At 48.2% G+C, this 25,184-nt stretch carries 23 protein-coding genes and 1 pseudogene; 15 read left to right on the forward strand and 9 right to left on the reverse strand.

Going from position 1 to position 25,184, the window contains the following annotated elements; translation table 11 throughout:
- Positions 1–9: 9 nt before the first annotated feature.
- Positions 10–753, reverse strand: a complete 744-nt coding sequence (recO, locus tag RRV97_RS03400; protein WP_315611979.1) for a DNA repair protein RecO — start codon at positions 751–753, stop codon at positions 10–12.
- Positions 754–892: 139 nt separating this feature from the next.
- On the opposite strand from recO, the pseudogene RRV97_RS03405 reads away from it, so the two are divergent.
- A pseudogene (locus RRV97_RS03405) lies at positions 893–2,333 on the forward strand (patatin-like phospholipase family protein).
- 112 nt (positions 2,334–2,445) lie between these two features.
- Positions 2,446–3,180, forward strand: coding sequence for an epoxyqueuosine reductase QueH (locus tag RRV97_RS03410; RefSeq protein ID WP_036490921.1), 735 nt, complete (start codon positions 2,446–2,448; stop codon positions 3,178–3,180).
- 51 nt (positions 3,181–3,231) lie between these two features.
- Here the strand turns inward: RRV97_RS03410 and RRV97_RS03415 are convergent, their stop codons facing one another.
- The gene (locus RRV97_RS03415; RefSeq protein ID WP_315611980.1) at positions 3,232–3,564 is read right to left on the reverse strand and encodes a stress response protein; all 333 of its coding nucleotides are present in this window, start codon (positions 3,562–3,564) and stop codon (positions 3,232–3,234) included.
- Positions 3,565–3,956: 392 nt separating this feature from the next.
- Between RRV97_RS03415 and nrdA the strand changes: the two genes are divergently transcribed.
- From nrdA to yfaE, 5 genes are all read left to right on the forward strand, one after another.
- On the forward strand, positions 3,957–6,236 hold the full coding sequence (nrdA, locus tag RRV97_RS03420; RefSeq protein ID WP_315611981.1) for a class 1a ribonucleoside-diphosphate reductase subunit alpha: 2,280 nt from the start codon (positions 3,957–3,959) through the stop codon (positions 6,234–6,236).
- Between the two features lie 70 nt (positions 6,237–6,306).
- A complete protein-coding gene (locus RRV97_RS03425; RefSeq protein WP_315611982.1) occupies positions 6,307–7,080 on the forward strand; it encodes a hypothetical protein in 774 nt (257 codons plus the stop codon).
- Between the two features lie 99 nt (positions 7,081–7,179).
- Positions 7,180–8,313, forward strand: a complete 1,134-nt coding sequence (gene nrdB, locus RRV97_RS03430; RefSeq protein WP_315612229.1) for a class Ia ribonucleoside-diphosphate reductase subunit beta — start codon at positions 7,180–7,182, stop codon at positions 8,311–8,313.
- Positions 8,314–8,388: 75 nt separating this feature from the next.
- Entirely contained in the window at positions 8,389–8,766 is a 378-nt protein-coding gene (locus tag RRV97_RS03435; protein ID WP_315611983.1) for a DUF6979 family protein, read from the forward strand.
- 61 nt (positions 8,767–8,827) lie between these two features.
- Positions 8,828–9,127 carry a class I ribonucleotide reductase maintenance protein YfaE gene (gene yfaE, locus RRV97_RS03440; protein WP_070589115.1) on the forward strand — a complete coding sequence of 100 codons (300 nt, stop codon included), beginning with the start codon at positions 8,828–8,830 and terminating at the stop codon, positions 9,125–9,127.
- A 77-nt stretch (positions 9,128–9,204) separates the two neighbouring features.
- Here the strand turns inward: yfaE and RRV97_RS03445 are convergent, their stop codons facing one another.
- From RRV97_RS03445 to gshA, 7 genes are all read right to left on the reverse strand, one after another.
- Positions 9,205–9,774, reverse strand: coding sequence for an acetate uptake transporter (locus tag RRV97_RS03445; RefSeq protein ID WP_315611984.1), 570 nt, complete (start codon positions 9,772–9,774; stop codon positions 9,205–9,207).
- Between the two features lie 135 nt (positions 9,775–9,909).
- On the reverse strand, positions 9,910–10,659 hold the full coding sequence (aroD, locus tag RRV97_RS03450) for a type I 3-dehydroquinate dehydratase (RefSeq protein ID WP_315611985.1): 750 nt from the start codon (positions 10,657–10,659) through the stop codon (positions 9,910–9,912).
- Between the two features lie 27 nt (positions 10,660–10,686).
- Positions 10,687–12,528 (reverse strand): excinuclease ABC subunit UvrC, encoded by a 1,842-nt coding sequence (uvrC, locus tag RRV97_RS03455; RefSeq protein WP_114926207.1) that lies wholly within the window; start codon positions 12,526–12,528, stop codon positions 10,687–10,689.
- A gap of 64 nt (positions 12,529–12,592) precedes the next feature.
- A complete protein-coding gene (gene gyrA, locus RRV97_RS03460) occupies positions 12,593–15,364 on the reverse strand; it encodes a DNA gyrase subunit A (RefSeq protein WP_315112874.1) in 2,772 nt (923 codons plus the stop codon).
- Between the two features lie 127 nt (positions 15,365–15,491).
- Entirely contained in the window at positions 15,492–15,974 is a 483-nt protein-coding gene (locus RRV97_RS03465) for an acyl-CoA thioesterase (RefSeq protein WP_049351048.1), read from the reverse strand.
- Between the two features lie 114 nt (positions 15,975–16,088).
- A complete protein-coding gene (gene corA / locus RRV97_RS03470) occupies positions 16,089–17,159 on the reverse strand; it encodes a magnesium/cobalt transporter CorA (protein ID WP_315611986.1) in 1,071 nt (356 codons plus the stop codon).
- 102 nt (positions 17,160–17,261) lie between these two features.
- Entirely contained in the window at positions 17,262–18,620 is a 1,359-nt protein-coding gene (gene gshA, locus RRV97_RS03475; RefSeq protein ID WP_315611987.1) for a glutamate--cysteine ligase, read from the reverse strand.
- A gap of 264 nt (positions 18,621–18,884) precedes the next feature.
- Between gshA and leuC the strand changes: the two genes are divergently transcribed.
- From leuC to leuB, 8 genes are all read left to right on the forward strand, one after another.
- Positions 18,885–20,294 carry a 3-isopropylmalate dehydratase large subunit gene (gene leuC / locus RRV97_RS03480; RefSeq protein WP_315611988.1) on the forward strand — a complete coding sequence of 470 codons (1,410 nt, stop codon included), beginning with the start codon at positions 18,885–18,887 and terminating at the stop codon, positions 20,292–20,294.
- 124 nt (positions 20,295–20,418) lie between these two features.
- Positions 20,419–20,673: a hypothetical protein gene (locus tag RRV97_RS03485; RefSeq protein ID WP_070843525.1), complete on the forward strand. Its 255-nt coding sequence runs from the start codon at positions 20,419–20,421 to the stop codon at positions 20,671–20,673.
- Between the two features lie 103 nt (positions 20,674–20,776).
- Positions 20,777–21,142, forward strand: coding sequence for a VOC family protein (locus RRV97_RS03490; RefSeq protein WP_315611989.1), 366 nt, complete (start codon positions 20,777–20,779; stop codon positions 21,140–21,142).
- A gap of 45 nt (positions 21,143–21,187) precedes the next feature.
- Positions 21,188–21,829, forward strand: coding sequence for a 3-isopropylmalate dehydratase small subunit (leuD, locus tag RRV97_RS03495; protein ID WP_254322005.1), 642 nt, complete (start codon positions 21,188–21,190; stop codon positions 21,827–21,829).
- 68 nt (positions 21,830–21,897) lie between these two features.
- Positions 21,898–22,566, forward strand: a complete 669-nt coding sequence (locus tag RRV97_RS03500; protein ID WP_315611990.1) for a DUF2625 domain-containing protein — start codon at positions 21,898–21,900, stop codon at positions 22,564–22,566.
- Between the two features lie 91 nt (positions 22,567–22,657).
- Entirely contained in the window at positions 22,658–23,119 is a 462-nt protein-coding gene (locus tag RRV97_RS03505) for a YhcH/YjgK/YiaL family protein (protein ID WP_315611991.1), read from the forward strand.
- A gap of 38 nt (positions 23,120–23,157) precedes the next feature.
- Positions 23,158–24,021, forward strand: a complete 864-nt coding sequence (locus tag RRV97_RS03510; protein WP_315611992.1) for a DUF1444 family protein — start codon at positions 23,158–23,160, stop codon at positions 24,019–24,021.
- Between the two features lie 66 nt (positions 24,022–24,087).
- On the forward strand, positions 24,088–25,158 hold the full coding sequence (gene leuB, locus RRV97_RS03515) for a 3-isopropylmalate dehydrogenase (RefSeq protein ID WP_036490965.1): 1,071 nt from the start codon (positions 24,088–24,090) through the stop codon (positions 25,156–25,158).
- The last annotated feature ends 26 nt before the right edge of the window (positions 25,159–25,184 follow it).

A 25,184-nucleotide genomic window follows, 5' to 3' on the forward strand; every position in this document is an offset into this window, starting at 1 on the left:
CTGAAAAATTCAACTGCCCAAACCAAACTGCTGCAATTGCTGCAAAACCTGCCGAGACTTGATACCCTCGGGCAGAAGGTTGTCAATCAAAAGCCGCGTTACTTTCAAAGCCTGCCCCAGACTTTCCTGATGAACGAAACTGCCTTCCCTCAAATCGATTAAAGTCGCGCCCAATACGGCAACGCCCTTATTGAGCGCATGGAAACGGTCGGTCTCGGCCAAAGGCACCGCAGCCTCTTCAGGTGTGAGCCAATACGTTTCTTCGCCGTTGATTTCATTGCCGTTGCCGTCATGGAACAAATCGGGGGCAAAGCCCAAACGTGTCAGTAGCGTCCATTCAAAACGGCGCAAAGCGGCAATGTGGTTGGCCTCGCAGCAGATGGTTTTCATGGTTTCCGCCAAGACATCGTAAAGCTCGGGCAACGGGTCTTCGCGGACGGTCAACTTCAGCATCAACTCGTTCACATACAATCCGCTGAACAAAGCCCTGCCCTGCGGCTGCGGCCAACCGCCTATCCATTCGGCGCGATGCAGGGTCTTCAACTCTTGCGAACCATACCAAGACGCACTCACCGGCACAAACGGCACCAACACGCCGCGCAACTCGCTCTGCCGTTTGCGTGCGCTTCTGGCCAACAAAGCCACACGCCCATAACGGCGGCTGAAGGCCTCCACCCACAAGCTGCTCTCGCGCCAAGGGGCGGAAGCAAGCAGAAAGACAGGTTCGTGGTTGATGCGGTTCGGTTGCGCCATAAGGGTTTGGAAAGATAAAGATTGTGTCGATTATAACGGAAAATCGACACAAAAGGCCGTCTGAAAGGCCTGCTTCTGTAAACAACGCCTGAAAACCTTTATAATCCGTTTTGAATGAACAACCGACCTTCCTGTATTTATGCCAAAATTCCCTTTTAAATCATCCCTTTCCCTGCTCTCCGCAGCCCTATTATCCGCCTGCTCACTGGTAAAATATCAACCTATCGCCGGTATTGATACGGTCGACCTGCAACGCGGCTACCGCTTTGAAACCAGCCAGCTTCAGCGCAACGACGAAGACGATACGCTTATTGTATTGATGTTCTCCGGCGGCGGCACGCGCGCGGCGGCCTTGGGTTATGGCGTGTTGGAGCAGCTTCATAAGCAACAGATTACCATCCATCGGCGGCAAAAAACAATCTTTGATGTCGAATGTCGATGTGGTGTTCGGCGTATCCGGCGGCTCGGTTTTGGCAGCTTATTTTGCACTCAAGGGCGAAGAAACCATTCCCTTGTTTTATAAACGTTTCCTACACCAAAACTTCCAACGCCAAGTCGTCAAACAGGCATTTTCCATGTCCAACCTGCCCCGACTGGCCTCGCCTGAATACGGACGCGGCGATCTATTACAGGAACAATTTGAAAACTACCTTTTCGGCAAAACCACTTTCCGCGATTTGGAAAAAAATGCCAAGGGCCCGTTTGCCATCATTTCCGCCACCGATATGGGCATAGGCGAGCGTTTCAATTTTACGCAGGAATATTTCGACCCGATGTGTATCGACTTGGGCGACTTACGACTTGCCCGCGCCGTTGCCGCTTCCAGCTCCGTGCCTATGGTGTTTGCACCGATTACGCTCAATAACAACGGTGGCAATTGCCAATACACGCCTCCGCTGCAACTTGTCTCCGACAGCGAAGCCGGTAAAAAACAACTGCAAACCCGAAAAGAATTTTTCGAGCGTTTCCAAAAATACAGTGACAGTAAAAACCGTCCCTACATCCACCTTATCGACGGTGGCTTGACCGACAATTTGGGTATGCGCAGCCTTTTGGACATGACGGAGATGTATCCGGAAAAAATTCTGACGCATAAAATCAAACAAAACAAAATCCGCCATATTGTCGTCATCAACGTCAATGCCCAAAACGAAGTCAGCAGCGATTTGGATAAAAAAGCGGCCGTACCCGGCTTACGCGATGTCGTTTCCGCTATCGTGAATATCCCGATTGACCAACATTCGCAAGAGTCTTTGCGCCGCTTCAGGGCTTTTGTCGATCAATGGAACAAAGACAAGCAGAATGACAATATCTATTTCACTTTTGTCAGCCTCAATCTCAAAGACCTTCCGCCGTCCCAACTGAGGGACAAGGTATTGAATATCCCGACCAGTTTCTATCTGCCACCGGAAGACGTGGACAACCTGCGCACCGCCGCCGCAGAACTGATGAAACAGTCGCTGGACTATCGCAACCTGCTGGCAGAATTCGGAGCGCACCCCAATCCAGACACCATCTTCGCAGCTCCGCCTCCGGATGCACAAGAGTTCAAGCCATTGAACGAAAAGAAAAAGCAGTAGCAAACTGTTCCATAAAGTGCAGCTCTGTTAAAATATATGCTTCATCTTATATTTCAGACGGCCCCGATCCCTAAGGCCGTCTGAAACACTTAACAATAAATAGAATCCAACCATGACCGAATTAAACACTCCCATCGTTACCGATATTGACCGCCCCATCCTCGTTCCGCCCGGCGGCCATAAAAAAGTCCTGCTGCATTCCTGCTGCGCCCCGTGCAGCGGCGAAGTAATGGAAGCCCTGCTTGCCAGCGGCATCGACTACACCATTTATTTTTACAACCCCAATATCCATCCGCACAAAGAATATATGTTGCGCAAAGAAGAAAACATGCGCTTTGCGGACAAATTCGGCATTCCCTTCATCGACAAAGACGACGACTACGAAAACGACCGCAAAGAATGGTTCGCCAAAGCCAAAGGCATGGAATTCGAACCCGAACGCGGTATCCGCTGCACCATGTGTTTCGACATGCGTTTTGAAAAAGCAGCACAATACGCCCATGAAAACGGCTTCCATGTATTCACCAGCTCATTAGGCATTTCACGCTGGAAAGACATGAAACAGATCAACGGCTGCGGCCATCGCGCTGCCGAGCCCTACGATGACCTGGTTTATTGGGATTTCAACTGGCGCAAAGGCGGCGGTAGCGCACGCATGATTGAAATCAGCAAACGCGAACATTTCTACCAGCAAGAATACTGCGGATGCGCCTACTCCCTGCGCGACTCCAACGCCCACCGTAAATCGCAAGGCCGCATCCCCATCAAGCTGGGCGTGTTGTATTATGGTGATGAATCCACTCAATACGAGCCTCAAGCCGAAAACAAAATCATCGTTGAGAAATAAAAATCAAAGGCCGTCTGAAACCTTCAGACGGCCTTTATTCAAATCAGCCGATTAACGGCGTCGGAATTTGCCGTAATCAAAATCATCAAATGCCCGATAAGCGGCTTGGCATTGAATCTTTTGCTCGGCATAAGGCAAACCGCGGAACGCTTTTGCCGCTTTACGGTTTTCCCTCAACTCGGCCTTGTTGCCTTTGTAACGATACCAAGCGGCACGGCGCTCAAGGTATTGCTTGCAGGCAGGATGCAATTTGTTTTTCTTCGCCTGCTGGTGTTTACTCACATGAGAGCCATGCGGCTTGGCTGCCACCTCGACAGAATAAGCACCCAAGCCCAATACGGCAACCGTCGCCAGTGCGGAACCTAAATTTTTCAGCATCAACATGATTCGCCTCCTAAGTAGTTTTTCCATTATATGTTTCGCCTGAGCACCGGCAAAACGCCCATTTTTTATATGACAAAAAATGTGGTTAATTACTACATCATACTACTTGCTTTGCAAAATTTAACACTCCTTCCATTTAGACGAAACCTGAATATAAATCTCTTTATTTCATAAGCCTCTAGAAAAATTTTGAACAAATGTGATGCAAACACAAAATAATGCCTGACCGCCACAAACCCACATAAAACCTAGCCTGAGCCATTCCCCTTTTTAATCAACCCCCGAAAAAAGCGCATTGTCAAGTCTAGTTAAACAAAGAAAAATACATTATATTGTGCCGTTCAAAGCAATCAAATACCGTATCTTGTGTTTTTTAATGGGAAGACTGAATAATGAATGCAGCAACGAATATTAAAGTAACCAAACGCGACGGACGCTTGGAAGATATCGATTTAGACAAAATCCACCGTGTTGTTACTTGGGCGGCGGAAGGCTTACAAAACGTCTCCGTATCGCAAGTCGAGCTCAAATCACATATTCAGTTTTACAACGGTATCCGTACCGACGACATCCATGAGACCATCATCAAGGCCGCGGCCGACCTGATCTCACAAGACACGCCCGATTATCAATATCTGGCTGCCCGCCTCGCTATTTTCCATCTGCGCAAAATCGCTTACGGCGAGTTCGAACCGCCTCACCTCTACGATCACGTTAAAAAACTGACCGAAGCAGGCAAATACGACCGCCACATCATCGAAGATTACAGCCGCGAAGAATTCGACGAGCTGAACGCCTATATCGACCACAGTCGCGATATGACCTTCTCTTATGCTGCCGTAAAACAGCTGGAAGGCAAATATCTGGTTCAAAACCGCGTTACCCGCCAAATTTATGAAACGCCGCAGTTTTTATACATCTTGGTGGCCATGTGTCTCTTCAGCAAATATCCGAAAGAGACCCGTTTGGATTACGTCAAACGCTTTTACGACGCCGTTTCCACATTCAAAGTATCGCTGCCTACGCCTATCATGAGCGGCGTGCGTACACCTACCCGTCAATTCTCAAGCTGCGTATTGATTGAATGCGACGACAGCCTCGACTCCATCAACGCGACCACCAGCGCGATTGTGAAATACGTTTCCCAACGAGCAGGCATCGGCATCAACGCCGGCCGTATCCGCGGCTTGGGCAGCGAAATCCGCGGTGGCGAAGCACAACACACCGGCTGTATCCCATTCTTCAAAATGTTCCAAGCGGCGGTTAAATCCTGCTCGCAAGGCGGCGTACGCGGCGGCGCGGCAACCTTGTTCTACCCATTGTGGCACATCGAAGCCGAAAGCCTGTTGGTATTGAAAAACAACCGCGGCGTAGAAGACAACCGTATCCGTCAGCTGGACTACGGCGTACAAATCAACCGCCTGCTGTACACCCGCTTGATTAAAGGCGGTAACATTACCCTGTTCTCGCCGAATGAAGTTCCAGGTTTGTATGATGCCTTCTTCGCCGATCAAGACGAATTCGAACGCCTCTACACCCAATACGAGCAAGATCCAAACATCCGCAAACGCACTTTGCCGGCAACAGAATTGTTCTCTACCCTGATGCAGGAGCGCGCCGGTACCGGTCGTATCTACATCCAAAACGTTGACCACTGCAACACGCACAGTCCGTTTGATCCGCGCATTGCGCCTGTTCATCAGTCCAACTTGTGCATGGAAATCGCCCTGCCGACCAAACCTTTGGACAACATCAACGATCCGAACGGCGAAATCGCCCTGTGTACCTTGTCCGCCTTCAACTTGGGTGCATTGAACAACTTGGACGAACTGGAAGAACTCGCCGATCTGACCGTACGCGCACTTGATGCCCTGTTGGATTATCAAGACTATCCGGTTGCAGCCGCACGCACCGCAACCATGAACCGCCGCACACTCGGCATCGGCGTCATCAACTACGCCTACTATCTGGCGAAAAACGGCGTCCGTTACAGCGACGATTCCGCCCTTGGCCTGACCCACCGCACCTTTGAAGCCATGCAGTATTACCTGCTCAAAGCATCGGTGAACCTTGCCAAAGAATACGGCGCATGCCCACTGTTCAACCAAACCGTTTATTCGCAAGGCAAACTGCCTATCGACACCTACAAAAAAGACTTGGACGCCGTGTGCAACGAACCTTTGCACTACGACTGGGAAAGCCTGCGCGCCGACATTGTCAAATACGGCCTACGCAACTCTACCCTGACCGCACTCATGCCGTCTGAAACCAGCTCGCAAATTGCCAACGCCACCAACGGCATCGAGCCTCCACGCGGCCTGGTCAGCGTTAAAGCATCAAAAGACGGTATTTTGAAACAAGTCGTACCGGAATTTGAAACCCTGAAAGATGCCTACGAAACCCTGTGGCAGCTTCCCGGCAACGAAGGCTACCTGAAACTTGTCGGCGTGATGCAGAAATTTGTCGATCAATCGATTTCCGCCAACACGGCCTACGACCCAGGCAAATTCGAAGGCAGCAAAGTTTCCATGAAACAAATGCTGAAAGATCTGCTGACCGCCTACAAATACGGTGTCAAAACCCTGTACTACCACAACACCCGCGACGGTGCGGACGATACGCAGACCGATATTCAGGATGACGGCTGCGCTGGTGGGGCTTGTAAGATTTGATAATGGGAGATTTCAGACGATCTTTAGAGTTTAAAAGGTCGTCTGAAAATAAAACAAAGGATGGAAGAAAATGTCTAATGCTTATTATGATAATCCAGCACAAAGATTATTGAAAATTATTAAAAAATCTAAAGAAGTTTCATCACTTCGTACTTCAAGAGGCGCGTGGATAGAGATTTTAAATCTAACTAATGATGAAGCTAGTGATCGTAATATTCTATTTTCGATTAGCAAAGTTATAAATTTAATTGAGGAGATTAATAACTATTTCCAAGTAAATGAACCTGACTATATCGAGCATTGTCAGGATTGGATGGCAAACATATTGTTTTTTCTTGGAAAATCGGTAGAGTTAGATAGACAATGGGATGATGTCATTTGTTATTTAGATGGAAATATGACTTCATATCTTTATTCTTCTGTTAAGATTATTGATGCTAATTTTGAAAAAAATCAACTTTCATTTTTGAGAAAAATTGATGAAAGTGAACTAATTGAAATAAATAATTCTATAAAAAGCATATATCAGGACATATTAATTTCTGAAAATATAGAAGACAATGTTAAGTCTTCTATTCTAAAATATCTTTTGCGTCTTATTGAATCCATTGATCAATATGCAATTACTGGTTCTGAAGCTATTATCGAAGTCCTAGAAAATACTGTTGGTCATATGTATTTCAACCATGAATATAAAGAATTCATGAGCAATACAGAAACTGGTAAGAATCTCCTTTCTAAGATGGGAGAAATTGCAAAAAAAGTTACCTGTTTTACGGGGATTTTAGAGTTAGCTAATAAGAGTTTTGAATTAATTAAAAATATTAAAGATTTAAATAATTGATAAGTATGTTTTAGATAAAAGAGATAAATTTCACAATATTAATATTACCATTTTAAGTTAATCTAAAAAGAGTTCCCCATGTCCTGCGAACATCTAGTCATGTCATACAGCACCTTTTCCAAAACCAAAAACGATGCGCTGAAAGAGCCGATGTTTTTTGGTCAGCCGGTGAATGTTGCCCGTTATGACCAGCAGAAATACGAAGTATTTGAAAAACTGATTGAAAAACAATTGTCTTTCTTCTGGCGTCCCGAAGAAATCGACGTATCGCGCGACCGTATTGACTACGCCAATCTGCCCGAACACGAAAAACATATTTTCATCAGCAATCTGAAATACCAAACCCTGCTCGATTCGATCCAAGGCCGCAGCCCGAATGTTGCGTTCTTGCCTTTGGTGTCCATTCCCGAGCTGGAAACTTGGATTGAAACGTGGAGCTTCAGCGAAACCATCCACTCGCGTAGCTACACTCATATCATCCGCAATATCGTGAATGATCCTTCAGTCGTGTTCGATGATATTGTGCAAAACAAATACATCATCGCCCGCGCCGAAGACATTGCCTGCTATTACGATGATTTGATTGAATACACTCAGTATTACAATCTGTTGGGCGAAGGTTCGCACAATGTCGCTGGCAAGCTCGTTAACGTGTCTTTGCGCGAATTGAAGAAAAAACTCTATCTCTGCCTGATGTGCGTCAATGTATTGGAAGCCATCCGCTTTTACGTTTCATTCGCCTGCTCGTTTGCTTTTGCCGAGCGTGAATTGATGGAAGGCAACGCTAAAATCATCAAGCTGATTGCCCGTGACGAAGCCTTGCATTTGACCAGCACCCAGCATATGCTCAACCTGATGCGCGCCGGTGCCGATGATCCTGAAATGGCTGAAATCGCGAATGAATTGCAGGACGAGTGTTTCAACCTCTTCAAAAAAGCAGCCGAGCAGGAAAAAGAATGGGCAGCCTATCTGTTTAAAGACGGCTCAATGATTGGCCTGAATAAAGAGATTCTGGCGCAATACGTTGAATACATTACCAATCTGCGTATGCAGGCGGTCGGTCTGCCTGCCGGATTTGAAGGTGCGACCCAAAATCCGATTCCTTGGATCAACGCATGGCTGTCTTCTGACAATGTACAGGTTGCGCCGCAGGAAGTGGAAATTTCTTCTTACTTAATCGGTCAGATTGATTCAGAAGTCAGCGCGGACGATTTGGGCGATTTCGAGCTGTAAACCGCGTTTCAGACGGCCTTTGGGCGTAACCGGCCGTCTGAAAATCTCTTTTCAATCCTCAAGGTATAACCAAAAATGAAGATTTATGGCGACATTGCGGTAAAAGCAGCTGAATCATATTCTAAATATGAAGATATGGAACAAGCTTGGACAGAGATTGCGGCATCATTTCCCATCAAGGAGTCAATTAGAAAAAAAGGATGCCCAAAGAATGTATTTTTGGGATTGTGTCGTGCGGGGTTGGTTAAAGGAATCAACCCGGAAAAAGTCAAAACCAAACATTCCAAAAACGGAGAATATGCCGTTGCAGCGGTCAGCCTTTTAAAAAATGATCCCGAATGGGCAAATCAGAAAAAATCCGTTTTCTGGCGCGAAATTGTGGGTAATGAAAAAAAATATAACAGCCAGCTTCATGTCGTTTTGGCCTTGTGGGAAAAAGGCTTGATTATTTGAATTTATATATTTAAGGCCGTCTGAAACATTGTTCAGACGGCCTCTATGCCCTAAAACACACATGGCACTCATTAGCACACACGACAAAACCTTCCAACTCCAACAAGGCGAAACCTTATTGGAGGGCTTGGAGCGCACCGGACACGAGGTTGAATACCAATGTCGCAGCGGTTATTGCGGTTCATGCCGAATCAAAATCTTGGATGGAAAAGTCTCTTATGATAATTTTCCGCTCGCTTTTGTCGCACCCGGAGAAATTTTGCCTTGCTGCTGTCGGGTTACCGAAGACATCAAACTTGATTGTCGGGAGCGCATCAAAGAGCCAGATTTATTTGATGTCGATTTATTTGAAGACAAATAAAAAATGCCGTCTGAACATTGCGGTCGAAATCTTTGATTTCATTTCCACTGCTCAGACGGCATTTTGTATGACAAAGCTTATTTACGCTCGCCAACCGGCAAAACTGTTTTGCCGAAAGATTCGTTAATGACTTCCGCGGCGGCCAAGTAGAACGCACCAAGTGCAGTTACCAAGCCTAAGCAACCGCCGATATGGACGATGCTATGATTTTCCATGCCATCGCCAATGCCCAGGGCAAAGAAAGTCAGTGTCAAGAAAAAGAAAATACCGCTCAATACTTTAGGCTTGGTCAAGGTAGCCACAAACATCATCAGTGAAAACATACTCCATGCACAAAGATACCAGCCGATAAATGCCGGGGCTGTTTCACCTTTAAAAAAGATGGTAAACAAAGCCCATGTCCACCAAAAGGCGCCATAGCTGATAAAAGCGGTAAAGCCAAACGTATTGCCTTTCTTGAACTCAAACATACCGGCAATAACTTGGGCGATACCACCAAAGGCGAGAGCCATGCCCAAAACTAAGCCGACACCCTCTTGAGCAGTAAAAAAGCCGCCGTTAATCAGACTGAGCAACCAAGTTGTCAATGCAAAGCCACACAGGCCTACTGGACCTGGATTCGCCAGGTTTTCTTTAGTAGTAGTCATTTTATTTCTCCTCTAGTTATTAGAAATAGGAAACCCATTGTTACAGGTTTTATTTAAAATTAAAAGAAATAAATTTAAAAAAATCAGGCCATCTGAAAAATATTTTTCAGACGGCCTTGAATATTAATAATTAAACTATCCCAAAATTGCCAAGATTTTCCTTAATTCGTTGGCATCAATTTGGCCGGGGGCCGACGTTTTTTGTGCCGCGCCAAAGGTAACGGCTGAGCCAAAAGTCGAACCGGCCAAGCGACTGACAGTTCCGATTTTACCCATAGACATAGTAATAATCGGGTGGTCGATAATTTGTGAAACATCATATGTTGCCTGCAATAAAGTCAATACATCTTGCGGCGATTGCGGCATGACGGCAATTTTACAGATATCCGCGCCCCACTCGGCCATTGTTTTCAGACGGCCTGTAATGTCTGCCAAAGACGGCGTGACTTGGAAATCGTGATTGCAAAGTAAGGCGGCAGTTTGATACTCATGCGCCAAAGCAATGGTTTGTTTTACGCCGCTTTCCCCGGCAAAAAGCTCGATATCGATAATATCGGCTTGTTTGGAACGGATGATTTTTTCCAATAATTCAAAATAATAGTCGTCCGAACAAGGCGTATTGCCGCCTTCTTGCGCCCTTCTAAACGTAAACAGCAAGGGCTTGTCAGGAAAAGCCTGTCGGACAATGCCTAATTGCTCGGCAATAAAATCGGCATCAAGCGCTTCTTGAAAAAAATCCGCACGAAATTCAATAATGTCAAAAGCCGTATCTTTCAATACGCGTAAAGCCTGCTCCAATTCCTGCGTATTGGCGGCCACCAGCGGCACGGCAATTTTAGGCAGGCCTTTGCCGATCTCGATATTTTTGATGATGACAGGTTTCATATTGTTCCTTTTTGCTGTTCAAGCCAATCAGTGCAGATGCTCGTAAATGGTTTCCGCCAATGCTTTGCTGATGCCTTCCACTTTTTCTAAGTCCTCGCGACTGGCCGCAATCACGCCACGCAGACCGCCGAATCGGGTAAGCAATGCTTGGCGGCGTTTGCTGCCGATACCGGGGATTTCACTGAGAGAGGAAGTAACGCGTGCTTTGTCGCGTTTTTTGCGGTGGCCTGTAATCGCAAAGCGGTGAGACTCATCGCGTACGGTTTGCAATAAATGCAAGGCCGGGCTGTTGGGCGGCAGGCGGAAGACTTCTCCGGTAAAAGGCAGTATGAGTTCTTCCATACCTGCTTTACGCTCGGGGCCTTTGGCGATACCGACCAAAGGAATGTGCAGCCCGAGTTCTTCCCATACCGATACGGCTACGCCGATTTGCCCTTTGCCGCCGTCAATCAACACGACATCCGGCCATTTGACGCTTTCGCCGTTGGCTTCGGCTTCCTGCATTTTGCCGTAACGGCGCGTCAACACTTCGCGCATGGCGGCGTAGTCGTCGCCGGGCTTGGCGGTCGTGATGTTGTAGCGGCGGTATTGCGAAGGCTGGATGTTTTGCTCATCATACACAACGCAGGACGCAATAGTGGCCTCGCCTTGCGTGTGGCTGATATCGAAACATTCAAGGCGGTTGAGGCCGTCTGAATCCATGCCGAGGATTTTGGCCAGTTCATCAATACGGTGTTGCTGGCTGCTTTGTTGCAGGCGGCGTTGTGCAATCGCCATTTGTGCGTTTTGTTCCGCCATTTTCAACCAGACTTTGCGTTCGCCTATGGTTTTAGTGACAAATTGCATTTGTTTGCCATGTTCGCCTTCCAAGGCCTCTTTCAGCGCATCGGGAACGGGAAAGTTGCTGATGATGATGTCGGGTTTGCTTTTGCCCAAATAATGTTGGGCAACGAAGGCTTCGGCGTAATCTTGTCCGTTTGGCTCGGGATCGTTTTTGGTGTCGGGGAAAAAGCTTTTGTCGCCGACATGCCGTCCGCCACGGATGCTGACCCAGTGTACGCAAACCAGGCCGTCTGAAACTGCCAGCGCGAGCAAATCGATATCGTTGGGATTGTTCGGATTTTTGCTGTCGATAAACTGATTACTCTGCATGATGCCGAGCGCTTGAATTTGATCGCGGTAACGGGCAGCTTCTTCAAATTGTAGATTAGCGGCGGCGGTTTGCATTTTGTGTTGCAAGGTACGCGTCAGTTCGTCGGTTTTGCCATTGAGGAAAGTGGCTGCTTCACGCACGCTGTCGCGATAATCTTCTTCGCTGATGTGGCCGACACAAGGCGCAGTGCAGCGTTTAATTTGGTAAAGCAAACAAGGACGGTCGCGATGCTCAAATACACTGTCTTCGCAGGTACGCAGCATAAAGACTTTTTGCAATACTTGAATGCTGTCGCGCACGGCGTTGCTGTTGGGATACGGGCCGAAATATTGATTAGGCTTCTTCAGCGTGCCGCGGTAATACGCCATTTGCGGATATTGATGGCCGCTGAGCATCAAATAAGGATAGCTTTTGTCATCACGGAAAAGAATATTGTATTTCGGTGACAAGGCTTTGATGAAGTTGTTTTCGAGAATCAGCGCTTCAGCTTCGGAACGCGTGATGGTGGTTTCGATATGGTGAACCTGTTTTACCATCAATGCGATGCGCGGCGAATGGTCGTTTTTTTGGAAATAGCTGGAAACGCGCCGCTTGAGATTGACCGCTTTGCCGACATACAAAACATTATTGTCTTCGTCAAAAAAACGATACACGCCCGGCAGATTGGGCAGATTTTTCAGAAAAAGAGGTAAATCGAACGGTTCGGTTGCGCTCACGGGATTTTCTTTTGGAATAAGCAGGCCGTCTGAAAACTTTTCAGACGGCCTTTTTCATTGACGTTTAAGATTCTTGAGACGGAGTATCTTCAGCTTCTACCTCTTGGTTTTCAGCTACATCGCTTTCTAAAGCGGCTTCATCTTCAGCCTCTTCAGCCACGCGCTCCAAGCTGACCAAGGTTTCGCCTTCGTCCAGATTAATCAGGCGGACACCTGCGGCAGCACGGCCGGTCTCGCGGATTTGCTCAACTTTGGTACGAATCAGGACGCCGCCGCTGGTAATCAGCATCAGGTCGTCGGTTTCGCTGACCAAAGTCGCGGCAACCAAATCGCCGTTGCGCTCGCCGGTATTGATGGCGATATTGCCTTGGCCGCCTTTATTTTTACGGCTGTAATCAGCAATCGGGGTACGTTTGCCATAGCCGTTGGCGGTAGCGGTCAGTACTTGCAAATCGCTTTGCTCGGCTTCAGGGGCGAAGGTAATCAGGCTGACAATCTTGCCATCGGCCGGCAGGCGCATACCGCGCAGGCCGCCACTACCGCGACCGGACGGACGGACACCATGTTTGCCGCTTGGCAATGCGTTTTCGGCATTTTCATCATCCAGTCCGTCTGAATCTTCGTTTTCGGTTTCGATATCGGCATCTTCTGCTTCATCGTTACCGGATTTTTCCCAATATTCGTTAAAGCGGATGGCTTTGCCCAAGTTGGAGAACAGCATAATGTCGTCCGCACCGCCGGTTTGTGCTGCGCCGACCAAGTAATCGCCTTCTTTAAGCGCAATGGCTTTAATACCTTGGCTGCGGACGTTTTTAAACGCAGACAGCTGGACTTTTTTCACCATGCCTTGTGCGGTAGCGAAGAAAACGTATTGGTCTTCCGGGAACTCGCGGACGGCCAAGATGGCGCTGACTTTTTCGCCTTCTTCCAATTGGATGACGTTGTTAATCGGACGACCTCGGCTGTTGCGGCCGCCTTCCGGCAGTTTGTACACTTTAATCCAATGGCACTTGCCCAAATTGGTAAAGCACATCAAATAATCATGCGTGTTGGCAACAAACAGGGTTTCGATAAAGTCTTCGTCTTTTGTTGCCGCTGCCTGTTTGCCGCGGCCGCCGCGACGTTGAGCCTGATAGTCGGTGGTCGGCTGGGTTTTGATGTAGCCGCCATGAGTCAGGGTAACGACCATTTCGCGTTGCGGAATCAGGTCTTCATCGGCGATATCGCCGCCAAACGGATTGATTTCGCTGCGGCGTTCATCGCCGAAATTGGCTTTAATGTCTGCCAATTCTTCGCGAATGATTTGGGTAACGCGCTCTGGTTTGGAAAGAATATCCACAAAATCAATGATTTTGCTCATCAGGTTTTTATATTCGCCGACAATTTCTTCCTGATCGAGGCCGGTCAGGTTACGCAGGCTCATGCGCAAAATGGCATCGGCTTGTAATTCGCTCAGATAATAGCCTTGGCTGTGCAGGCCCAAATTCTCTGGCAAGCCTTCAGGGCGCATCATGTGCAGGTCCAAATCCGTACGGCTGAGCATGTCTTCAACCAAGCTGCTGCGCCATGGGCGGGACAGCAGTTTTTCTTTGGCTTCCGGTGCATTGGCAGATTCTTTGATCAGACGGATGATTTCGTCGATATTGGACAAGGCAACTGCTTTACCTTCGGCAATATGGCCTTCATGACGCGCTTTTTTCAGGCGGAATAAAGTACGACGGGTAACGACTTCACGACGGTGGCGCAGGAACTCAGACAGAATTTGTTTCAGGTTCAGTAAGCGTGGCTGGCCGTCAACCAATGCCACCATGTTGATACCGAAGCTGTCTTGCAGCTGGGTCAGTTTGTAGAGTTGGTTCAAAACGACTTCGGCATTTTCATTGCGTTTCAATTCGATCACGACACGCATACCGGATTTATCGGACTCGTCGCGCAGGTCGGAGATGCCTTCCAACGTTTTTTCGCGTACCAACTCGCCGATTTTCTCAACCAGCTTGGCTTTGTTTACTTGATATGGAATTTCATCGATAACGATGGCTTCGCGTTCGCCGTTTTTGCCGATAGGCTCGATATGGGTTTTACCGCGCATTACCACGCGGCCGCGGCCGGTTTTATAGCCTTCGCGCACGCCGCTCAAGCCGTAAATAGTCGCACCTGTTGGGAAATCGGGCGCTTGGATAATGTTGATCAGCTCGTCGATTTCAGTTTCAGGCTCATCCAACAAACGCAGGCAGGCATTGATGGTATCGCCCAAATTGTGCGGCGGGATATTGGTTGCCATACCGACGGCAATACCGGACGAACCATTGACTAACAGCGCAGGGAAACGGGTCGGCAATACCAGCGGCTCATGTTCGCTACCGTCATAGTTGGGGCCGAAATTAACGGTTTCTTCTTCAATATCCGCCAGCATTTCATGGGAAATTTTTTCCATGCGGATTTCGGTATAACGCATGGCTGCTGCAGCCAAGCCGTCGACAGAACCGAAGTTACCCTGACCATCGATCAGCACATAACGCATGGAGAAGTCTTGCGCCATACGGACGATGGTGTCGTAAACGGCTATATCGCCGTGAGGGTGGTATTTACCGATAACGTCGCCGACGATACGTGCCGATTTTTTATAGGCGGAATTCCAGTTGTTTTTCAACTCGTGCATCGCGTACAACACGCGGCGGTGTACCGGCTTGAGACCGTCGCGGACATCCGGCAGGGCTCGTCCCACAATTACGCTCATGGCGTAATCGAGGTAGCTCTTGCGCATTTCGTCTTCAAGGCTGACTGGCAGGGTTTCAAGTGCAAATTTATGGTCGTTGCGGATGGTTGCGTCGGTCATGATTATCTGTAATTTCGTATGGCAAAAATCTTGTTGATTCTACCACAAAACAAGCGGTTTATGGCTTTTGCGTGAAGGCCGTCTGAAACAGGATTTCAGACGGCCTTCGTTATTTAATAAATTGAATTTAGTTGCAGCCAGAATCTTTGTCCGCAGCCTGCAAACTCAACTCTTTACGCTTTTTAGCTCTTTCATAACGGCAACGTTGGCGCGGTGTATTGATTTCCAAAGGCGGTACAGGAACCGGCTTACCGTCTTCAACAGCAACCATGGTGAAGTAGCAGCTGTTGGTATGACGCACTTCGCCGGTGTGGATGTTTTGCGCCTCTACACGGATGCCGACTTCCATAGAAGTACGGCCGGTGTAGTTGATGCTGGCGTAAAAGGTTACCAGTTCGCCGACATGAATAGGTTCTTTAAACAATACTTTATCAACAGACAGAGTTACGCAATAGGTACCGCTGTAACGGCAAGCACAGGAATATGCTACTTGGTCAAGCAGGCGCAAAAGATCGCCACCGTGAACATTGCCGCTGAAGTTTGCCGTATAAGGCATCATCAGCTCGGACATGATCAGTTCATGGGAAGGTAGTTGGCGTTCCGGTTTCATCGTTTATTCTCCTTTTGATATTTATTTTTAAATTGTCTGAAAACTTCAGACTGCACGTGTGCAAAATCATTCTACCGTTTTTAATCGTTGAATTTCAACCCCTTGCCTACCCGTTTACAGCCATTTTCTACGCGAAAAGAAAATCAGCAGTCCGATGATGATGCACAACATTACACCCAAAACCATGAAATAGCCGTAATGCCAATGCAGCTCGGGCATATTGTCGAAGTTCATGCCATAGATGCCGGTGATGACGGTTAGCGGCATAAAGATGATGGTAATAACCGTCAACACGCGCATTTGCTGATTCATGCGGTTGGATTGGAAGGAAAGATAAATGTCCATCATGCTCAACACCATATCACGCGAGGCATCAAGCGATTCGATAAGCTGCATATTGTGGTCGTACACGTCGCGCAGATAGACGGTCGATTCGCCTTTGAAAATAGCAAAATCACCGCGCACGGCCAGCTGGTAGAACACATCGCGCAATGGCAAAAGCGTGCGCCGCAGACGGACGGCATCGCGCTTGAGGCGGTGAATCTTACTGAGAATATCGCTGTTTTCATTTTTAAACAGGGACTTGTCTATTACTTCTACACGGTTGTTGTACGACTCCAAAACAATGAAATAGTCGTCCACAATGCGGTCTAGCAGGCAATAAGCAAGAAACGCTGTATTTTTGTTCAAAATATTGTGCGGATTTTCGTGCATCTGACGGCGGAGATGGCTGAACAAGCCCAACGGTTTTTGTTGGAAAGACAGCACAAAATCTTTGCCGATAATCACATACACTTGGTCGGAATGGAGCTTGCCTGTGGAGGTGTAGTGGTAAACCTGTGCGGCAGTAAAAACATAGCTGCCGTAGTCTTCGATTTTCGGACGTTGCTTGCGGCTGAGAATATCCTCAATAACCAGCTCATGGATACCATAAGGCTCAAGCGCGTGTTTGAGCAAGGCAACATCATTGATGCCGACAAAATGCAGCCAGTTGATTTGGCCTTCTTGCGGACGGACAATATCGGGCAAGTTTTTTCCGGCAAGATAATCATGCTGAACAAAGGTATCGGCAGAATACAGGGTTTGGTGAATGGCAGAACGCGGCGCATTGTCGGTATTGCTGCGCTGCATGGCTTGATCTTGCAGAGTGTCGTTTGTCTCAACTGGATTGGCTGGTTTGCTCATAAAAATAAATCATGTTTTTTTAGTTAGAATGAATTGTACAGACAGAAAAGGCCGTCTGAAAACTAATTTTCAGACGGCCTGACAATATCGATCAATGCTTGATTAGGCTTGAGGCGCGGTTTTCTCCAACTCCAATGCAGCGGCAAGCAAGGACAGGCGCGCCATTACGCCGTAAACATAGAGGCGGTTGTGTTCGTTGTCCACGTCGCAGTCTTTTTCAGAGCGCGGCATACCGAGCGAGTCCCATTGTTCAAATACTCGTTTGCAGGCTTCGGGGGCTTCTTGAGAATTGTCGCCGCTGCCGGTGGGGATGCTGTTGGACAGCGGAACAAACACCATACCGCCGGCGTTGAGGTTTTCGTCTGCACCACGACCTTCGTGTACACGGAAGAAACCGCCGATTACGAAACGGTCCATCATATACACAACGGGTTCGCACACGGCACCATTCATGGTTTCGTAGGTATAAATACCTTCTTGGACAATAACTTCGCTAACTTCCAAACCCTCTTTGACTTTCGCCATTTTATTACGGTTCTTACGGTTCAATCCGCGCACTTCATCGGCAGATTTAACGCTCATCACGCCCATGCCGTAAGTGCCTGCGTCGGCTTTCACAATAACGAAAGGCTGGTCGGTAATACCCAATTCATCGTATTTGGCTTGAATTTTCGCCAGCACGCGCTCTACCGCACTCGCCAACGCATCTTCGCCTTCACGCTCTTGGAAATCCAAACCGCCGATTTTTTCAAAATAAGGATTGATTTGCCATTCGTCGATGTCAATCAGCTTGGCAAATTCGGCGGCAACTTGGTTGTATGCGCCGAAATGCTCAGTTTTACGGCGCGTCGTCCAACCGCCGTGCAATGGAGGCAATACGGTTTGGCTGATGCCTTTGAGAATATCGGGAACGCCGGCGGACAAGTCGTTATTCAACAAGACGACGCAAGGCGAAAAACCGTCGGCAAGGTGGACGCGCTCGCGGGTACGCAATAGAGGCTCCAGCAGGATTTTGTCGCCCAAGGCAGTTTCAAACTCAGTCGGCTCGGTAACTTCCGGATTCAGACTGCCCAAACGGACTTCATACCCTGCCGAACACAAAATCTCGCTGAGTGCGTAAACGTTTTGAAGATAGAATGTGTTGCGCGTGTGGTTTTCAGGAATAATCAATACGGATTTTGCCGTTTCACAGGCGCGCTGTACCGCATCTTGCGCGGCAACCGCCGCCAGCGGGATAAAGTTTGGATTCAAATTATTGAAGCCGCCCGGAAACAAATTCATATCGATAGATGAAATTTTGTAACCGGCATTGCGGATGTCAACCGAACCATAAAACGGCGGACGGTGTTCGTTCCAATGCGAACGAAACCATGCTTCGATTTTGGCATGATTGGCAAGAATTTTTCTCTCGAATTCCTGAAATTGAGTCAGGTACTCAGGAGCCAGAACCGGTAATTTCATTCTCTATACCTCTTGGTAAATGTGGATATTAAGTGAGAATGATAGAACTTTTTAGTGCATTTCGACAAGCATTCTTTCAGATAAAATGCATCTTTTTGTCAACAATTCTACAATTTGTCTAATTTTTAATAAGAATTTTTGAAACTTTACGACAAATTTTAAAAATTGGACAAATTTCTATTGCACAGCCCCTATAAAAAGCCTAAAATCCGCCCATAAACACAAACCATCATTCATACTTACCAATTAGCAAAGAAACTCATCATGAGCGCACAAACCCTTTACGATAAACTTTGGAACAGCCACGTCGTCCGCGAAGAAGAAGACGGCACTGTCCTGCTTTACATCGACCGCCACCTGGTTCACGAAGTAACCAGCCCGCAAGCATTTGAAGGCTTGAAAATGGCCGGCCGCAAACTCTGGCGTATCGACAGCGTGGTCTCCACAGCCGACCACAACACCCCGACCGGCGACTGGGACAAAGGTATCCAAGACCCAATTTCCAAACTGCAAGTCGATACTTTGGACAAAAACATTAAAGAGTTTGGCGCACTCGCCTACTTCCCGTTTATGGATAAAGGCCAAGGCATCGTACACGTTATGGGTCCGGAACAAGGCGCTACCCTGCCCGGCATGACCGTTGTCTGCGGCGACTCGCACACTTCTACCCACGGCGCATTTGGTGCATTGGCGCACGGTATCGGCACTTCCGAAGTCGAACACACCATGGCGACACAGTGTATTACCGCAAAAAAATCCAAATCCATGCTGATTTCCGTTGAAGGCCGTCTAAAACCCAGCGTTACTGCCAAAGACGTCGCCCTCTACATCATCGGCCAAATCGGTACGGCCGGCGGTACGGGCTACGCCATCGAGTTTGGCGGCGAAGCCATCCGCAGCCTTTCTATGGAAGGCCGCATGACCCTGTGTAATATGGCAATCGAAGCCGGTGCGCGCTCAGGTATGGTTGCCGTCGACCAAACCACCATCGACTATGTAAAAGGCAAACCTTTCGCACCTAAAGGCGAAGCATGGGACAAAGCCGTCGAATACTGGCGCACGCTGGTGTCTGACGAAGGCGCAGTTTTTGATAAAGAATACCACTTCAAAGCCGAAGACATCGAGCCTCAAGTAACCTGGGGTACATCGCCTGAAATGGTTTTAGACATCAGCGGCAAAGTGCCTAATCCTGCCGAAGAAGCCGATCCGGTCAAACGCAGCGGCATGGAACGCGCCCTTGAATACATGGGCTTGGAAGCCGGTACTCCATTAAACGAAATCCCTGTCGATATCGTCTTTATCGGTTCTTGTACCAATAGCCGTATCGAAGATTTGCGCGAAGCCGCCGCCATCGCCAAAGGCCGTAAAAAAGCGGACAATGTACAACGCGTGTTAATCGTTCCCGGCTCCGGCTTGGTTAAAGAACAAGCTGAAAAAGAAGGCTTGGACAAAATTTTCATCGATGCCGGCTTTGAATGGCGCGAACCGGGCTGCTCGATGTGCCTCGCCATGAATGCCGACCGCCTGACCCCGGGACAACGCTGCGCCTCCACTTCCAACCGTAACTTTGAAGGCCGTCAAGGCAACGGCGGACGCACCCATCTCGTCAGCCCGGCTATGGCAGCCGCAGCCGCAGTTACCGGCCACTTTACCGACATCCGCACTATGGCTTAAAGTATTTTCAGGCGGCCTTTATTCATCAGGCCGTCTGAAACAATACCTTGCTCAAGTAAGTTTTCCTATTGCGCAAAACGTCCGAAAACCTTCTCAATCATCGATAACTTGAAAGGAATCTAGTATGAAAAAACTGTTTGCATTGGCTGCCGCAGCCCTCATCCTGTCAGCTTGTTCCAGCACTTGGTCCGGCGCAAAAGATGATGCCAACCGCAATTGGGACAAAACCAAAGAGACTGCCGAGCGCGTAGCCGATAAAACCAAAGAAACCGCTGAACACGTTGCCGACAAAACCGGCGAAGCCGTTAAAAAAGGCGGCAATGCAGTAGGCCGCGGCATGAGCCATGTTGGCAACAAAATTGAAGCCGCTACCGAATAATTCGGTAAATTAGGCCGTCTGAAGCTCCTGACTCCGTTTCAGACGGCCTGATACATTATTAATTTTTCAGACATTTTCACGATTCCAAGCAAAGGAAGAAACAATGAGTAATCCGTCAAGCTGGTTTGGTATTCACGCTCATGATTTGGATCGCGCCAAAGCCTTTTACGAATCCGTATTCGACAAGCCCCTGCAAGACGTTGGCGGCAACGGATTCCGTTTCATCATTTTTCCAGCCGATTACACCCAACACGGTACGGCCGGCATGATTTGGCACGACAGTAATGCCCAGCCCGGCCACGGTGGAACGACTATTTTCTTCAATTGCCCGGATTGTGCCGAAACAGTAGAAAAAGCCGTTGCAGTAGGCGGCAAACTGTTACAAGAGAAATTCCGCATTGCCAACGGCTTTGCAGCATTTATCGAAGACACAGAAGGCAACCGAATCGGTTTGCACAGCACACGCTAACCTGAATAGCCATAAAATTTCCTATTATTACTATAAGAATCTGACATGAAAGCCTTTACCAAAATTACCGCCATCGTCGCCCCGCTCGACCGCAGCAACGTCGATACCGATGCCATCATCCCCAAACAATTTCTGAAATCCATCAAACGCAGCGGCTTCGGCCCCAATGCCTTTGATGAATGGCGTTACCTCGACCACGGCGAACCGGGCATGGACAATAGCAAACGCCCGTTGAATCCGGATTTCTCCCTGAACCAACCACGCTATCAAGGCGCACAAATCCTGTTGACGCGTAAAAACTTCGGTTGCGGCTCTTCACGCGAACACGCCCCTTGGGCATTGGACGACTACGGCTTCCGCGCCGTCATTGCCCCCAGTTTTGCCGACATCTTCTTCAACAACTGCTACAAAAACGGCCTTTTGCCTATCGTTTTGACAGAAGAACAGGTTGACCAGCTTTTCAAAGAAGTTGAAGCCAACGAAGGCTATCAGCTCTCCATCGACCTTGCCGAGCAAACCCTGACCACCCCTAGCGGCGAAACATTCACATTCGACATTACCGAACACCGCAAACACTGCCTCTTAAACGGCTTGGACGAAATCGGCCTGACCCTTCAACACGCCGACGAAATCCGCGATTTCGAAGAAAAACGCCGCCAAAGCCAGCCTTGGCTGTTTAACGGTTGATATACAAAAGGCCGTCTGAAAAATTTAAGTGTTTCAGACGGCCTTTACTGAATGTTTTGAGATAGTCCATGAGATCATTCGACGAATTAATCCAAACCCAAGACCCTGCATGGCCATTGATTCAAGAGTGGCTTACAGAAGCGGTAAACAGCGTTGAAGTTTTACCCCGCACGCTTGAAAAGGCAAAGGAAGAACTTGTCAAAACCCAAGTAACAACACGTTCGTTTATGGGCGCTGTCGTTTATGAAACCGGCGGCATCCTGATTGATAACGGCTGGTTACGGATACTTGGTTCCGGCAGTGCGAAGCTACCCCGTGGTCTGGGAAGTTGGAATCTGAGCCGCACACAATCCGAGCCAGCAGGCCCTGCTCCCTATTATCTGTTTGCCGATGATGCCACGGGCGGCTACTTTGCCATAAACGGTGGGGGATTAGATGGCAAAGTAGGTAATGTTTTCTACCTGCCACCGGATACCTTGGAATGGGAAGATTGCGGTAAAGGTTATGGTGACTTCTTAAATTGGGCATTGACCGGCGATTTGCAGTTGTTTTACGAAAACCTGCGTTGGGAAAATTGGCGCGAAGAAATTCGTAATTTGAATGGCGACAGCGTTTACACGTTCTTTCCGTTTTTATGGACTGAAGAAGGCAGCGATATAAACCAAGTCAGCCGTAAGCGTGTTCCCATAGCGGAACATTATGCTTCTACTTTGGATTTGCAAAACACAACTCCATAAAAAGCATTTTCAGACGGCCTTGTTGTTACAATTCAAATAAAGCATCCTTAAAAACGTATTGGTCTGAAGTTTAATTCTACCTAACCACACCATGATTACCGACACCATAAGCAATGCCACCCGCTACGCAGCCCTACATCCCGACTTTGCCGAGGCCTTCCATCTGTTGCAGACCCTAGATTTTGCCAATCTGCCAGACGGCCAAATGCCATGCGAGAATCCCAATATCCGTATTTTTATCGGCAGCGAGACGATGAGGGCTAAATGCGAAGCCCAGCCTGAAGCTCACTTAAAACATATTGATATTCAAACGCCGATTGATGGCAGCGAAACATATGGCTGGATAGACAGAGGCCGTCTGAAAAACGGTTTAGGCTACAACGAAAAGCGCGATATTGAGTTTTTCAACTGCGAGCCGGAAACTTGGCTGACCTTGGAGCCCGGCGAATTTGCGCTATTTTTCCCAAATGATGCGCATGCCCCATTGGTCGGCGACAGGGCAAACATACGCAAAGTTGTTTTTAAAATCCGTGTTGAAACCGAACGCCTATAATATTTCAGACGGCCTTATCCCCTTATTCAGGACACGATATGTCTTTTTTCAGCAGGTTGTTCCGCTCCAAACCTAAATTAATGACTTGGCAGGAATTTGTCGAATACTTTGCCCGTCGCATCCAAGAAAAATTGGATCTTGAGGCGCAAATCGACTGGGGCGAAAACATTGCTTCTTCGCCTATCATCGTCCAGTTTTCCGAAGATGATGAAGCATCGTTCAGCACATATTTGAGCAACCATTACACAAGTTATCTGCAGAATCCCGAGGCCTTGGAAGCTATTGTTGCTGCCAATTTAGCGGTTATCGATAAGATTCAAGACACTGATGCCAGTGTTTCAGCACAACAAATTCTTCCGACGATTAAAAATACGATTTATCTGGAAAACGTCAGACTGATTACAAATACGGACGAAGACGAGCCTGCCGATTACTTGGTATACAAACCGATTGCAGGCGATATCATGTTGCTTTATATGGTGGATACGGACGAATCCATGCATACGCTCAATCGTGAGCATATGAAAGAGGCCGGTATTGAAGATGAAGACGCCTTATATCGTACCGCCATGGATAATTTGCGCCAACGGATGAATGGACGTGTTCAAATTCATCATGCCGAAGGTTGGTCATTGGCTCAAATCCATTTGGACAACGACTATGATGCTTCCCTGATTTTGCTTTTGGACGAAGTACTTAAAGACGATCCTATGCTGCCGGCCAATCCCGTTTTTGCAGTCCCGGCACGCAATGCCCTGCTCGTTTGCAGCCCGTCCGATGAAGAGGCTTTGCAAGCGATGGCAAATATTGCCCTGCAGGCATTTGAAGACTCTGCCTACGCAATTTCTACCCAGCTTTACCAGTACCATAATGGTACAATCAGCGTTTTCAGAGCAAATTGATTTAAGGCCGTCTGAAAAACAGGCGACCTGCCCTTTACCTAAAACCTTCCCATAAGGAAACCCGAAATGACCAAACATATCGCTATCTTGCGCGGCGACGGCATCGGCCCTGAAATCGTTGCAGAAACCGTCCGTGTACTCGACAAACTTATCGAACAAGGTTTGGATGTCAGCTACGAATATGCGCCTTTGGGCGGCGAAGCCTATGACGAATACGGCCATCCTTATCCAGAATTCACGCAAAACCTTTGCCGTAAAGCCGATGCGGTCCTGCTTGGTGCAGTCGGTTCTCCTCAATACGACAATCTCGACCGTCCGTTGCGTCCTGAGCGCGGCTTGTTGGCCATCCGTAAAGACTTGAATCTGTTTGCCAACCTGCGCCCTGCCATCCTTTATCCCGAGCTGGCCAACGCCTCCACGCTTAAACCTGAAATCGTAGCCGGCCTCGACATCCTTATCGTACGCGAACTGACCGGCGATATTTACTTTGGCGAACCGCGCGGCATCCGTGTTTTGGAAAACGGCGAACGCGAAGGCTACAACACCATGAAATACAGCGAAAGCGAAATCCGCCGTATTGCCCACGTTGCCTTCCAATCCGCCCAAAAACGCAGCAAAAAAGTCTGCTCCGTAGGCAAAGCCAACGTTTTGGAAACCACCGAACTGTGGCGCGAAATCTTTGAGGAAATCGGCAAGCAATATCCTGATGTCGAGCTTTCCCATATGTACGTGGACAACGCCGCCATGCAGTTGGTACGTGCGCCCAAACAATTTGACGTGATTGCCACCGGCAACATTTTCGGCGACATCCTCTCTGACGAGGCCTCCATGCTGACCGGCTCCATCGGTATGCTGCCTTCCGCTTCATTGGACGAAAACGGCAAAGGCCTGTACGAACCGTCCCACGGCTCTGCTCCCGATATTGCCGGTCAAAACAAAGCCAATCCGCTGGCAACCGTATTGTCTCTTGCCATGTTGCTGCGTTACAGCCTGAACGACGAAGCACGCGCGCAACAAGTTGAAAACGCTGTACAAAAAGTACTGCAACAAGGTTTGCGTACCGGTGACATTTACGAAGAAGGTACCAAACTGGTCTCCTGCTCAGAAATGGGCGATGCCGTATTGGCTGCTTTGTAAGAGGCCGTCTGAAAAAAGCGTGGGGG

Source organism: Neisseria sp. DTU_2021_1001991_1_SI_NGA_ILE_055, assembly GCF_032342915.1.
GTDB lineage: Bacteria > Pseudomonadota > Gammaproteobacteria > Burkholderiales > Neisseriaceae > Neisseria.

Coding starts and splice junctions, on each gene's coding strand:
- nrdB (WP_315612229.1), top strand. CDS start 7,180: ATGTCATACAGCACCTTTTCCAAAACCAAAAACGATGCGCTGAAAGAG.
- leuD (WP_254322005.1), top strand. CDS start 21,188: ATGAAAGCCTTTACCAAAATTACCGCCATCGTCGCCCCGCTCGACCGC.
- RRV97_RS03435 (WP_315611983.1), top strand. CDS start 8,389: ATGAAGATTTATGGCGACATTGCGGTAAAAGCAGCTGAATCATATTCT.
- leuC (WP_315611988.1), top strand. CDS start 18,885: ATGAGCGCACAAACCCTTTACGATAAACTTTGGAACAGCCACGTCGTC.
- RRV97_RS03485 (WP_070843525.1), top strand. CDS start 20,419: ATGAAAAAACTGTTTGCATTGGCTGCCGCAGCCCTCATCCTGTCAGCT.
- nrdA (WP_315611981.1), top strand. CDS start 3,957: ATGAATGCAGCAACGAATATTAAAGTAACCAAACGCGACGGACGCTTG.
- leuB (WP_036490965.1), top strand. CDS start 24,088: ATGACCAAACATATCGCTATCTTGCGCGGCGACGGCATCGGCCCTGAA.
- RRV97_RS03445 (WP_315611984.1), bottom strand. CDS start 9,774: ATGACTACTACTAAAGAAAACCTGGCGAATCCAGGTCCAGTAGGCCTG.
- corA (WP_315611986.1), bottom strand. CDS start 17,159: ATGAGCAAACCAGCCAATCCAGTTGAGACAAACGACACTCTGCAAGAT.
- RRV97_RS03510 (WP_315611992.1), top strand. CDS start 23,158: ATGTCTTTTTTCAGCAGGTTGTTCCGCTCCAAACCTAAATTAATGACT.
- RRV97_RS03425 (WP_315611982.1), top strand. CDS start 6,307: ATGTCTAATGCTTATTATGATAATCCAGCACAAAGATTATTGAAAATT.
- recO (WP_315611979.1), bottom strand. CDS start 753: ATGGCGCAACCGAACCGCATCAACCACGAACCTGTCTTTCTGCTTGCT.
- RRV97_RS03415 (WP_315611980.1), bottom strand. CDS start 3,564: ATGTTGATGCTGAAAAATTTAGGTTCCGCACTGGCGACGGTTGCCGTA.
- gyrA (WP_315112874.1), bottom strand. CDS start 15,364: ATGACCGACGCAACCATCCGCAACGACCATAAATTTGCACTTGAAACC.
- RRV97_RS03410 (WP_036490921.1), top strand. CDS start 2,446: ATGACCGAATTAAACACTCCCATCGTTACCGATATTGACCGCCCCATC.
- aroD (WP_315611985.1), bottom strand. CDS start 10,659: ATGAAACCTGTCATCATCAAAAATATCGAGATCGGCAAAGGCCTGCCT.
- gshA (WP_315611987.1), bottom strand. CDS start 18,620: ATGAAATTACCGGTTCTGGCTCCTGAGTACCTGACTCAATTTCAGGAA.
- RRV97_RS03500 (WP_315611990.1), top strand. CDS start 21,898: ATGAGATCATTCGACGAATTAATCCAAACCCAAGACCCTGCATGGCCA.
- RRV97_RS03505 (WP_315611991.1), top strand. CDS start 22,658: ATGATTACCGACACCATAAGCAATGCCACCCGCTACGCAGCCCTACAT.
- RRV97_RS03490 (WP_315611989.1), top strand. CDS start 20,777: ATGAGTAATCCGTCAAGCTGGTTTGGTATTCACGCTCATGATTTGGAT.
- RRV97_RS03465 (WP_049351048.1), bottom strand. CDS start 15,974: ATGAAACCGGAACGCCAACTACCTTCCCATGAACTGATCATGTCCGAG.
- yfaE (WP_070589115.1), top strand. CDS start 8,828: ATGGCACTCATTAGCACACACGACAAAACCTTCCAACTCCAACAAGGC.